Genomic DNA, 10,205 nt, shown 5'->3' with positions numbered 1-10,205 from the left:
AACTCGGTGGAGCGATGCTCGACGAACATGTCGAACTCCTCGAACGATCCCTTGTCGAGCAGGAGCTCGATGCGCTCGCGCGCGGTCAGCTTGCCGCGGGCGTGCTGCGCCTCGATGCGCTTCCCCCCGCCGCCGAGCCTGGCGCCGGCACGTCTGCCTTCGAGTTTAGCCAATGTCGTCACAGCAGCGTAGTCCTCACAGTCAGGTTCGACTTGCTCCGAACCAAAAAAAAAGCTCTCTCTAGGGAGAGGGTGTAGCGTCGCTCTGATCCCGGGCGCGAACCGCGGGCTCTGCGATCATTTTCCCAAAGTCTCGCAAGTCGGCAGCCCCGGCGGGATGAGTCCGCAGCGGCCACAATCTTCCGAACTTCCAAATTGGGCGGGTAGGCCAGTTCTCTATGCCGGAGCATCGAGGCCTTTGCACCTCACCCGAATGTATGCAAACTTAGCAAACTGGCGCTCAGGGAGGGCTCAATAAGTGCATAAAACTGCTTACGGCCCGATACTTTTTGTAAAGTATGTAAAGTGACCAGGCACCACAAGATCTTTGCCGGCGATCGGCTGCGGCGGATGCGCGAACAACGCGGGACAACACAAGCCGAACTCGCGGACGCTCTTGGCATTTCGGCTGGCTATCTGAGCCAGATGGAGGGAGATCAGAGGCCGATCACGCGCAAGCTGCTGATGCGGCTCAGCCGGCTGCTCGGCATTGAACCGAACTATTTCGCAGCCGATGACGACTTGCGGCTCGCAAGCGAACTTCGCGAAAGCGCCAGCGACCCGCTCTTCGGGTCAGCCATCTCGACCGACGAGGCGAGCGCGGCCGTCCGGGTCGCACCTGACATCGCGCAGCGTTTTCTCCATCTCTATCGAGGCTATCTCGCGCTCGAAGAGGAGCATCGTTCCCTGCAAACGCGCGTCGCGCAGAGCGACGTGGGAGCTGCGAGCCGCTTTCCTTACGATGAGGTCCGGGACTGGGTGCAATCGAAGCGAAACTATTTCGATGCGCTTGACCGCGCCGCCGAAAGACTCGCTGAGGCACGAGACTTCCATCCCGAGAACCGCAACGAAGACTTCATCAAGTACTTGCGGGACGCGTATGGGATCCGAACGGGCCAAGCTCGAGAGGATCTTGGTAAGGGGATGATCTGGCGGCTCGATAACAACGCAAAGACCCTGTTTCTGTCCGAGGATGCCCCCGTAGAAAGCCGGCTGTTCTGGATCGCTCACGTTATCGGTCTGCTCGAACAGCGAGACAGCATCGAGCGCCAAATCAGACAGGCTCGACTGAGTAATGAGGAGGCTGCGTCGCTGGCGCGTGTCGCTCTCGCCAACTACTTTGCCGGTGCACTTGTCATGCCGTACGAATCATTCCTCGCCACCGCGCGCGAAGTTCGGTACGACATCGAGCGCCTTCAGCGGCGCTTCGGCACGAGCTTCGAGCAGGTCTGCCATCGCTTGAGCACGCTTCAACGTCGGAGTTCGCCCGGAATTCCGTTCTACTTCTTGAAGATCGACATCGCCGGAAATGTGCTAAAGCGCAGCAGCGCTACTCGCTTCCAGTTCGCCCGCTTCGGAGGTCCCTGCCCCCTCTGGAACGTGCATCAATCATTCTCGCAGCCTGGCCGCATCTTAATACAGTTGGCTGCCACGCCGGACGGAACGAGGTATCTTTCCTTGGCTCGAACCGTGAGTCTCTCGGCAGGCTCCTATCTTAGCCGCCCGCGCGCCGTTGCGGTCGGACTCGGGTGCGAAATTGCCTATGCAAACGAGACGGTTTACTCGAAAGGTCTGGACCTGGACGACCTGGATGCGACCGATCCCATCGGCCCAGGATGCAGAGCCTGCGAACGCAAAGATTGTCGTCACCGCGCGCTACCGCCGATCGGACATCCACTCGACGTGGGTACAGTCGAAAGAGGCGTCGTCCCGTACCAAATCGACACCAAGATTTCGCGAACCGGCGGCATCAGATGACGGCACAGGAGCCGGCCCGGCGACAGCCTGCCGACAGATCCCGCTCGACGGAGCGGTCCAAAGATCAGAAGCATATCCTTCGTCAGGAAGGTATTGCCGCGCAGACATGGGACACGGAGAAGTCGAAATAAACTTCGCACCGAGAAACCCAGAACCACGCTCTTAGCGAATTACGTCCAAGCGACGAGATATTGCGACCGCCTCTGCTCGGCTGCGGGCTCCCAACTTCCGGTTGATGTTTCGAAGATGCGTGCGGACCGTGCTGTCCGTCGCGCCAACCTTCGCGGCGATGTGCGTGTTAGAGCCCCCCTCGGCGACGCGCTCAAGAATTTCGATTTCCTTAGGCGTCAATGGTTCTATGAGATGATCCACGCCATCGAGATTTTCTGCTTCGACGTAAGCCTCACCTGAGGCCTGCACCAGCTCTTTCAGATATCCAAGCAGGATCGGATCGCTGGTCTTCGATGCCCCCTTTGGCTGCAGTGCTTGAAATCGCCTGACGAGGCGCATGATCGGCTCACCCTGATCTAGAACAAGGCGCATGAGCCCTTCTCGACTGGCTTGCCGGAGAACGCCCGCAAGGACGTCCATTGCGGCTGCCGGCTTGCCGCTTCGTTGCAGTGAGAGGCTCTTCAGTAGCCGCAACACCAAAGCACGTCGATGTCGTCCCTGGCTCGCACACCGAGCAATTTCCTCGTCAACCGCGCAGATACTCAGTCCCGTACGTCCGGTCCAGATTTCTAGCCGAAGATGTCCAATCAGAATATCTTCAGTCTCATGTGCGAGCAGACACTTGTCTCGAGTGCGCGACCACACTTCGGAGTCGCTTGCGCGTTCCAGCTCCGTTCGTGCTCCGTCAGGATTCTCCTGAAGCAGGAACAACCGGGCTCGCTCAAGCTTCGCACTGGCTACAAGACGGGGTAGTTTGCGGGCATAACCCACATTTTCCATGCCAACGAGCGTCCCAAAAGCCTGATCGATGTCGCCATTCAGGTAGGCCAATCTGCTGCGGATCGCGTGTCCCAAGATGATATGATCGGGAAGTCCGACCTCCAAAGCGACTGGCATGTACACGTCAAGCAACCGCTTGGCGCCTTCTAGATTATTGCGCTCATAAAGCGCTACGGCATACAGGATACCTGCCCATGCATTGCCGGTTAGATCGTTGTGCGTGTTGTCGGTGGTCGCCAGCGCGGACTTAAACCGGCTAATGGCTTCGCTAAGCCGCCCAGCCTGAAAGGCCAAAAGTCCACTCAGCGACTCGCTATACATTTGAACGAAGGGGCTTTCTGCACCTGAGCACCTTGCCGCCTCCAGCAACTGACGTGCTTCCACTTCCTCTCCAGCGACAGAAAATAGGTAGGCGGCGGCATTACATAGCACGCCATCGGCAAACGAGTTCGCGGTAGGAAGTCGCGCCAAGGCCGCCTTGGCGGCTGGAACAGCCTCTTCGTAGCGGTCTTCAATTCCTAGCAACAATGGCGTCAAGGTATTCATATATCCTGTAAGACAGGGAACATGATTGCCCTCGCCTTGCCGAATTAGAGTCAGCCGGTTTGCGGCTTTGTCCGCCCCGCGGGTGAAGAGCGTTGCCCAAACCGAGATAGCGGCTAGAACGCGGTATCCATGAAGCTTTTCAAGAGAGATTACATCGAACCATCTGCCAAGGGTTCGAAATCGCCCCTGTTCGAGAAGGCGAGGAGCGCAACGATCAAGCAACGACAGCGCTCGGGCATCATCGCCCGCCTCAAGAGCATGATCAATCGCTGGGATCGGTCGATCGTGGCTGTCATACCAAGCCGAAGCAGCGAGGTGGAGAAGCGGTACATCGTGCGGGTGATCTCGCAGTAACCGTTCTCTCAAGAAGTCGACGAACAGATTGTGATACCTATACGAGCGTTGCTCCGTTCCAGCGGCCATTATGAAAAGGTTGCGCTCTTTGACGGCCTCAAGTAGCTCGCCGGCGTTCATCCCGGACAGAAGGGCTTGGCATACGGGCAACTCCAATCGCCTAAGAATGCTGGTTCGAAGCAGGAATTGTCGAACGGCCTCCGGTTGACTTGCAAGGACATCCTCTGCCAAAAATTCGGAAATGACCTCAGTAGATCCCGAGAATCGTTCGAGATAGCGGGCTACATCCTTTTGCTGAGCCAGGGAGAGAGAGGCGAGCCAAATGGCCGCAATCCAGCCTTCGCACTTCTGGTGCAGGAAGCCAATTTGGTCCGCCGAAAGATCCAGCTGCCGACCCTGGAGCAGATACTCCTCCGTCTCACTCAAATGAAACCTTAGGTTCTCCGCTGACATCTCGAGGAGATGTCCTCTTGCGCGCTGCTTGGCCAACCCGAACTGAGGAAGATTCCGGGATGCCATAAAGATCCGAACAGATCCGTTCAGACGCTCAATAAGCTCGCGAACAACCGACAACGCGGCGGGATCATGAAGCACCTCACAGTCGTCAAGAAATAGAGCGACGGGATTTCCGCGAGCCGCAATCTTGCCAAGCGCCGCAGCAGGATCAGCCCTTGAGATCCCTTTGGCGATGCGTTCTAGAGAAGCACGAAGCGACGCAAGAAGGCGCACAACGTCATTATCAGCAAGATCAAGCGTCAACCAAGCGGTTGTAACACCATCGTTCTCTAGGCGTTCCCGAAGCTGCCGCATTGCGGTTGTCTTGCCAAATCCTGCAGGCGCTTGCAGCAGAACCAGCTCCGCCCAGCTGCTATCACAAACAGCGCTTATGACGTTCCGTCGCGCAACTTGAGCATCTTTTCCGACTGGGCGATCGACTCTCCCAGAGGAGTCCGGAAGGCTTGGTAGAGCGCCAGATGGGTCTTTCTTTCCAATCCGGGTGTCCAACTTCCTGTTTTCTCTGGTCATTGACGCACCGCACAGCGGAATGAGTTCTGGCTGTGCATTTGATCAAATCACGATCGCTCCAGATCAACAAGGACGCTCTGTCTTCTGCGTCGATTCAGAATTCTAACGCGAGTTCGATCAGGTCTCGCCATATCATTGACGTAGGGCGATTAGGGCCTTGTTGTCAGGAACGGGGGCTTGAGATTTCGAGCGCCCCCGTTTCGACTTGGTGGTCGTCAGGATTTACCGAATCCCGTCCTGACTCTTTTCAGTGCTGGTCGTGGTCTGAATCGGGCCGGCACTCAAAGCTCGCTGCATCGTTGGTGTCAACGCCGGTATAGACCGCTATTTGCGGATAGGGACATAGTGGCCGCGTAAACGGCTTGCTAGGACTAAAAGCGTTGTTCGTTCCCGAGGCGACAATTGCATGAGGTGGGCTCCCTTTCTCGACCCAATATTCGAGTGCTGCAATAATATCGCTTCCGGGGTTGCCACCCGGCAGCCCGCCATCAAACGAGCCAAAGTAATTTGGTCCTTCCCCGCCAAAGCAGTGACCCATGCCGGGAACAAGGTACAGGCGGTAGAAATCCTGCGTCTCGGTGAGTGGATTGGCGCCGCCCTGACCATTTCCGTCGTTGCGATCTCTATTCTCGCCACGACCATCTCGATTCTTGCGATTAAAGTCGACGACCGAGTTGTAATAATCAATCGCGAACTTGGGGGTCACTTGCGGGTCGGCGAGACCAGCATACTGAATCATCTTGCCGCCGCGCGCCTTGAATTTCCGAAGATCAGGATCTACCGCATCCACAATTTTTCCTAGATCGTTTACGAACCCCTGCCAATCGGTGTCGAAGTTGAACCCCGCCAAGGTGACGGGCGGTCTCAACCAATAGCTGAAGACGGCGGTATCCAAGAATGCTTGCGATGTAGTGGGCGTTGCCGGCGGTGTCTGAGCGTCATTGATGATGGTGCCCACCCACCCCGCGAAATCAGGTTCGTAGCCAGGCGCAATTTGACGGCCGTAGCTGGTGCGGGGGCCCTCAAGCACCGCCTTGACACCATTGATCTGCGGATAGGTCAAGCAACTGTTGTTGGACGCGCCAGTGCAGACCAGCTTGCTGAAGTCGATGCGGCACTTGTCGGGATAGGAGAGGAAGCGGTCCGTAGGCACCGCCTTCGCACGTTTGCATTGTTGGTCCATGGCTGGAATCAGCGCACCCGCCACTTTGGCCGCCGGCACGAAACCGGGAGTATTGAGCTGAACAGCTTGAACGTTCAAAGCCCAACCAGTGATCAGGCCCGTCGAATTATTTGTAGCTGCGCCGCCTAGGATTCCATCGAAATCGTCGGGATGACGCTGCGCAGAAAAGTGAGACTCACCTCCGCCCTTTGAACAGCCGGTGAAGTATGAGTACTGGGGTCCCTTGCCGTAGAAGGCCTGGATGAGCGCTTTGGCATTGACGTTCGTCATATGCACCGCGCGCGATTCATAATCCTCAAGCTTGTCGCGAGATTGACCGAACAAGCCCGCTGGCTGCCCCGGCAGTTGGCTGCTGCCGTCGTCGGTGCCTGCGACGACATTGTTCTTGCTTGCGCCGAAGGACATGAAAATTGCAGGAACAGTTCCAGCCAAGCCACTGTTACCAACCTGCTGGTATCGACCGCTCCAATTCGAGTTGGGTAACCAGACCTCGAAATTGATGTTTGAGGCCGCCGTCGGCGTGGCCTTGCCAACCACCCGGCATAGATCGACGGGCGCTACAACACCCGGTGCTAGAGTTTGGCCAGCGGAATAGGACTGGGCTGAGGAAAGGGTCGTATTGGGGAGTGTCAGAAGCACCAGGTTTGAGCAGTTCGGCGCGGCAGCTGCCGCGGACGAAATGCTTGCTGTAAGCACGGCCAGCGAAACGCTCGAATACATAGCCAAGGCCGAGCGTGGATTTTTTTCGGAACGCATCAATCCCTCCCAATGTTGTTTTTTAGCGTCATATACGGATCAGAATATTCTTCCTATCGTCGGATTCGACGATGCCGCTCCCGGGACAGGATCGCCGTTGGTGGGAATCCGACGATCGTCGCGGCAGCATTGGCGTGGCATCTTTTTGATAATGAAGGTGCTGGCGATCTTGATAGAGTGCGCGTCGTGAGATCCACGTTCACCGGACGGATCATACTGCGCGCCCGCAAAAGAATAGGATCTCGGCCCCGGTGAGAGGTCGGCTTCAGGGTGCCTTTCGCAACACCCGGTGGCTTGCGATCGATCTAAGAAAGAACAGCTATGATCGCCGCTCGGGCCGAAATCATCGCTAAGACGAACAAGTTTTTTACCCGAGGTCCGGGTCCGTGCGGTTCGGATGGTTCTGGATCACGCGAGCGAGCAACCCTCGCGCTGGGCGGCGGTGACCTCCATTGCGGCCAAGATCGGCTGCACGCCGCAGACGCTGCATGACTGGGTGAAGAAAGCCGACATCGACAGCGGGCAGCAGGCCGGCGTTCCGACCGACGTGGCCGAGAAGCTGAAGGCCCTCGAGCGAGAGAACCGCGAACTCCGGGAGGCCAATGAGATCCTGCGCAAGGCAAGCGCTTATTTTGCGATGGCGGAATTCGACCGTCGGTCCAAGCCATGATCGCCTTCATCGACGATCATCGTGGGGCGCATGGGGTCGAGCCGATCTGCAAGGTCTTGCCGATCGCTCCCTCGACCTACCATGCCCATGTGGCCAGGCGGCGCGATCCGGACAAGCTGTCGGCACGCGGCAGGCAGGATATCAGGCTGAAGATCGAGGTTCGTCGCGTGTTCGATGAGAACTTCCGGATCTATCGCGTGCGCAAGGCCTGACGGCAGCTCAAGCGCGAAGGCTTCGATGTTGCCCGTTGCACAGTGTCGCGACAGATGCGGGACATGGGCTTGCAAGGAGACATCCGCGGCAAAATCCGTCAAGACTACAGTCAGCGACAAGGCCGCACCATGCCCGTTGGATCACGTCAACCGAAAGTTCAGGGCGCCGCGGCCGGGTGTCCTTTGGCTCTCCGAGTTCACCTATGTCGCGACCTGGAGCGGCTTCGTCTACGTCGCCTTCGTGATCGACGCCTATGCCCGCAGGATCGTCATAGCGATAGGGGGAGCCAATACGTCTCTATCAAGTACACCGAGCGCCTGGCTGAAGCTGGCGTCGAGCCTTCCGTTGGCAGCGTCGGAGATTCCTACGACAACGCTCTCGCCGAAACCATCAACGGTCTCTACAAGGCCGAGGTGATCCATCGGCGCGGACCATGGCGAAACTTCGAGGCCGCTGAGTTCGCAACCTTCGAATGGGTCGATTGGTTCAACAACCCGCGGCTCCTCAGCCCATTAGCAACATACCGCCAGCCGAAGCCGAGCAACGCTATTGCGCCATGCTGGAACAACCGGCCAGGGCGGCATAACTTAAACCAAAAGGCCTCCGGCAATCCCGGGGCGGTTCAACTTGATCCGGTCGCTTTTCCGAGAGTCTTTTTCGCCTGCAGCCGAATGTGATCTCGGCCCAACCCCAGGGGCTGGGCGTCAATCGGCATCATCCACCATGCTGGGGTTAAGGTAAGCCAAACCCGCTGCAGAAGTCTGCGGTCGCCAGTTGCAACTCTTACGAATCTTGTACGAGGAGGACTTTCAAGCGGTCGACGCGGAGAAGGTGTAACGCCGAGAATTTGATGAATAACGAACAAGATCAATATGGTAGCGGGAGAGGGACTCGAACCCCCGACCCCAGGATTATGATTCCCGTGCTCTAACCAGCTGAGCTACCCCGCCATAGGGTCGCGAACGGCGGAACGGCCGATCTCGCGAACGCGCGGCATATAAGGAAGGGGGCGGCGGGAAGTCAATCCGAAAAGCTTCCGCCTTCGCCAAGGCTTCGGCGGGACAAGTCCGCGGAAAGGCGAGCGTTTTCCGGCACTGGACTCGGGGAGAGTCCCGCTCACTCGGAATCTGCGCTTTTGCGCGGATTCCGCCCTCTCCCCTCGTCCGCTTTCGCTGAGGTTTCGTCAGGAAGAGGCGAAGAAAGGAGCGGTGAAACTGTTTTATTTCGGCTTCACGGTGGGATCGCCGCCGGGGCTGCCGGGAGGCGGGATCACCGGCATGCGGCCGTCCGTGCTCGGCGCGGGGGCGTGCATTTCGGGGTCGACGCCGGCGGGCGGGCAGAGCACGCCGTCGGATTTGGCCAATCTGTCGCCGAGCGGTTCCCGGGATTGGCCAGTCGTCGTGCCGTCCGGGGCGGTGGCGCGGTTCGGGCGATCCTGCGGCATGCAGTTTGCCGCGTGTTGCGGGGATGGCGGCGCGGTCGCTTGCGGCGGCGTGGCCGGGGCGGGCGGGGCCTGCGCGATCGCTGGCGCAGAGGCTGCGATCACGAGGCCCGCTAGGAGGATGTTTGATGTCGTGCGCATGGGATCAAAACGCACGAGCGATGGGCGGTGTTCCGTCCGCGAAGATTACGATTTGTGGTAGCGGATCAGCGAAAAATGGCCCATCGGCGGCATTGGGCGGCGCTCGGCGAGCGTGACGCCGCCGTGTTTGGCGGCCCAGCTGACCAGACGGTCCCATGGGAATTCCGGGCGCCAGCCGAGGCGGCGGGCGACGGGTGCGAAAGCCAGCTCGAACAGTTTTCGCGGGCCGCTCTCGGCGCCGATGTGGTTGACCAGGATCAGTTCGCCGCCCGGCTTGAGCACGCGCACGAACTCGTCAAGCGTGCCTTCGGGATCGGGTACGGCGGTGATGACATATTGCGCGACCACCGCGTCAAACGCGCCGTCGGGAAAGGCGAGATTCTTCGCATCCATCACCGAGAGCACTTCGACATTGGAGAGGCGCTGGGCCCGCACGCGCGCCTGCGCCTTGCGCAGCATCGGCTCGGAAATGTCGACGCCGCAGATCTTCGTGGTGCGCGAATAATCGGAGAGTGAGAGACCGGTGCCGACGCCGACGTCGAGGATGCGGCCGCCGATGCGATCGGCTTCCGCAATGGTCGACTGCCGGCCGGCGTCGAATACCTTGCCGAACACGAGATCATAGACCGGCGCCCAGCGGCCATAGGCCTTCTCGACCCCGGCCCGCGAGATGTCTGCTGCCATGCCCCCCTGCCCTACGCGAAACTCTAGAGTGTGATGACTGTTGGTGAAATCGACGCCAGCCCTGAGCGCAGTCTAGCGCCTCTCCCGCTTGCGGGAGAGGTCGCGCCGAAGGCGCGGGTGAGGGCTTTATCCGTTCGTGATATATCGCCGGTGGACAGAGCCCTCTCCCGAACCGTCCCCCGCAGGCGCAGGGCTATCGCATATGACCGAACAGGGCGAGGAGGAAGCTGTTGTCCCACCCCGCGCGCTTGATTTTGCGACGTA

General features: G+C 58.9%; 6 protein-coding genes, 1 tRNA gene, 1 pseudogene and 1 other annotated feature. Of the genes and pseudogenes, 2 read left to right on the top strand and 6 right to left on the bottom strand.

Annotated features, from left to right (window positions below; genetic code table 11):
* Window positions 1-182 (bottom strand): carboxyl transferase domain-containing protein (locus JQ587_RS36455; RefSeq protein WP_349629561.1); only part of this gene is annotated, 182 nt, incomplete at its 3' end.
* 342 nt (window positions 183-524) lie between these two features.
* On the opposite strand from JQ587_RS36455, the gene JQ587_RS36450 reads away from it, so the two are divergent.
* A complete protein-coding gene (locus JQ587_RS36450; protein WP_212428587.1) occupies window positions 525-1,976 on the top strand; it encodes a helix-turn-helix domain-containing protein in 1,452 nt (483 codons plus the stop codon).
* A 162-nt stretch (window positions 1,977-2,138) separates the two neighbouring features.
* Here the strand turns inward: JQ587_RS36450 and JQ587_RS36445 are convergent, their stop codons facing one another.
* Both JQ587_RS36445 and JQ587_RS36440 read right to left on the bottom strand, forming a co-directional pair.
* Entirely contained in the window at window positions 2,139-4,637 is a 2,499-nt protein-coding gene (locus JQ587_RS36445) for a winged helix-turn-helix domain-containing protein (protein WP_212428586.1), read from the bottom strand.
* 463 nt (window positions 4,638-5,100) lie between these two features.
* On the bottom strand, window positions 5,101-6,792 hold the full coding sequence (locus JQ587_RS36440) for a tannase/feruloyl esterase family alpha/beta hydrolase (protein WP_212428585.1): 1,692 nt from the start codon (window positions 6,790-6,792) through the stop codon (window positions 5,101-5,103).
* A gap of 397 nt (window positions 6,793-7,189) precedes the next feature.
* On the opposite strand from JQ587_RS36440, the pseudogene JQ587_RS36435 reads away from it, so the two are divergent.
* Window positions 7,190-8,261 (top strand): annotated as a pseudogene (locus JQ587_RS36435) (IS3 family transposase).
* Window positions 7,417-7,533: a sequence feature (AL1L pseudoknot), on the top strand. (Overlaps the previous pseudogene by 117 nt.)
* 287 nt (window positions 8,262-8,548) lie before the next feature.
* On the opposite strand, the gene JQ587_RS36430 reads toward JQ587_RS36435, so the two are convergent.
* From JQ587_RS36430 to JQ587_RS36420, 3 genes are all read right to left on the bottom strand, one after another.
* A tRNA-Met gene (locus JQ587_RS36430) sits at window positions 8,549-8,625 on the bottom strand.
* A gap of 269 nt (window positions 8,626-8,894) precedes the next feature.
* A complete protein-coding gene (locus tag JQ587_RS36425) occupies window positions 8,895-9,257 on the bottom strand; it encodes a hypothetical protein (protein WP_212428584.1) in 363 nt (120 codons plus the stop codon).
* A 45-nt stretch (window positions 9,258-9,302) separates the two neighbouring features.
* Window positions 9,303-9,941: a class I SAM-dependent methyltransferase gene (locus JQ587_RS36420; protein WP_212298134.1), complete on the bottom strand. Its 639-nt coding sequence runs from the start codon at window positions 9,939-9,941 to the stop codon at window positions 9,303-9,305.
* Window positions 9,942-10,205 lie beyond the last annotated feature (264 nt).

Source organism: Bradyrhizobium manausense, assembly GCF_018130615.1.
Classification (GTDB): domain Bacteria; phylum Pseudomonadota; class Alphaproteobacteria; order Rhizobiales; family Xanthobacteraceae; genus Bradyrhizobium; species Bradyrhizobium manausense_A.
The sequence above is the reverse complement of the archived record's forward strand: the minus strand, read 5'-3'. Positions and strand labels throughout refer to the sequence as shown.

Bases quoted from the DNA above. Each gene is read 5' to 3' on its own strand.
- JQ587_RS36445 (WP_212428586.1), bottom strand. From the start codon at position 4,637: ATGCGGCAGCTTCGGGAACGCCTAGAGAACGATGGTGTTACAACCGCT.
- JQ587_RS36440 (WP_212428585.1), bottom strand. From the start codon at position 6,792: ATGCGTTCCGAAAAAAATCCACGCTCGGCCTTGGCTATGTATTCGAGC.
- JQ587_RS36425 (WP_212428584.1), bottom strand. From the start codon at position 9,257: ATGCGCACGACATCAAACATCCTCCTAGCGGGCCTCGTGATCGCAGCC.
- JQ587_RS36420 (WP_212298134.1), bottom strand. From the start codon at position 9,941: ATGGCAGCAGACATCTCGCGGGCCGGGGTCGAGAAGGCCTATGGCCGC.